This is a genomic window from Pseudoalteromonas sp. T1lg88, from assembly GCF_002964765.1.
GTDB lineage: Bacteria > Pseudomonadota > Gammaproteobacteria > Enterobacterales > Alteromonadaceae > Pseudoalteromonas.
Window position 1 is genome coordinate 1 of record NZ_PQCF01000020.1, and the last position, 1779, is coordinate 1779.

1 rRNA gene is annotated in these 1779 nt (G+C 52.1%); it reads right to left on the reverse strand.

The window, feature by feature from the left end:
- Positions 1-55 precede the first annotated feature (55 nt).
- Positions 56-1779: ribosomal RNA gene (locus C2M34_RS07345) — 23S ribosomal RNA — on the reverse strand; the annotation flags it as partial.

A 1779-nucleotide genomic window follows, 5' to 3' on the forward strand; every position in this document is an offset into this window, starting at 1 on the left:
TTCAGTCTTTATTTCTAACTTCTAACTTAACAGTCTCACACCATTTTGGTGTTGTATGGTTAAGCCTCACGGGTAATTAGTACAGGTTAGCTTAACGCCTCACAGCGCTTCCACACCCTGCCTATCAACGTTGTAGTCTTCAACGGCCCTTCAGTGGAGTTAAACTCCAAGTGAGAACTCATCTCGAGGCTCGCTTCCCGCTTAGATGCTTTCAGCGGTTATCGATTCCGAACGTAGCTACCGGGCAATGCAATTGGCATCACAACCCGAACACCAGCGGTTCGTCCACTCCGGTCCTCTCGTACTAGGAGCAGCCCCTCTCAATTCTCAAACGCCCACGGCAGATAGGGACCGAACTGTCTCACGACGTTCTAAACCCAGCTCGCGTACCACTTTAAATGGCGAACAGCCATACCCTTGGGACCGACTTCAGCCCCAGGATGTGATGAGCCGACATCGAGGTGCCAAACACCGCCGTCGATATGAACTCTTGGGCGGTATCAGCCTGTTATCCCCGGAGTACCTTTTATCCGTTGAGCGATGGCCCTTCCATTCAGAACCACCGGATCACTATGACCTACTTTCGTACCTGCTCGACGTGTCTGTCTCGCAGTTAAGCTGGCTTCTACCATTACACTAACCGTACGATGTCCGACCGTACTTAGCCAACCTTCGTGCTCCTCCGTTACTCTTTGGGAGGAGACCGCCCCAGTCAAACTACCCACCAGGCACTGTCCGCAACCCCGATTCAGGGGCCAACGTTAGAACATCAAACATACAAGGGTGGTATTTCAAGGATGGCTCCACAGAAACTGGCGTCTCTGCTTCAAAGCCTCCCACCTATCCTACACATGTAGGCTCAATGTTCAGTGCCAAGCTGTAGTAAAGGTTCACGGGGTCTTTCCGTCTAGCCGCGGGTACACAGCATCTTCACTGCGATTTCAATTTCACTGAGTCTCGGGTGGAGACAGCGTGGCCATGGTTACACCATTCGTGCAGGTCGGAACTTACCCGACAAGGAATTTCGCTACCTTAGGACCGTTATAGTTACGGCCGCCGTTTACCGGGGCTTCGATCAAGAGCTTCGCATACGCTAACCCCATCAATTAACCTTCCGGCACCGGGCAGGTGTCACACCCTATACGTCATCTCGCGATTTAGCAGAGTGCTGTGTTTTTAATAAACAGTCCCAGCCACCTGGTCACTGCGACTCCCGTCCGCTTAGAGAGCAAGTCTCATCACAGGTAGGAGCGTACCTTCTCCCGAAGTTACGGTACTATTTTGCCTAGTTCCTTCACCCGAGTTCTCTCAAGCGCCTTAGTATTCTCTACCTGACCACCTGTGTCGGTTTGGGGTACGATTCGGTATAAACTGAAGCTTAGAGGCTTTTCCTGGAAGTATGGCACCAACAGCTTCCACTCCGTAGAGTGTCGTCTCGTATCCTCAGCCTTAAAGAATCCCGGATTTTCCTAAGATTCAAGCCTACATACTTTCACACGGACAACCAACGCCGTGCCTGTCTAGCCTTCTCCGTCCCCCCATCGCATTTATACCAAGTACGGGAATATTAACCCGTTTCCCATCGACTACGCCTTTCGGCCTCGCCTTAGGGGTCGACTCACCCTACCCTGATTAACATGGGATAGGAACCCTTGGTCTTCCGGCGTGCGGGTTTTTCACCCGCATTGTCGTTACTCATGTCAGCATTCGCACTTGTGATATGTCCAGCATGCCTCCCGGCACACCTTCAGCCACTTACACAACGCTCCCCTACCCCGC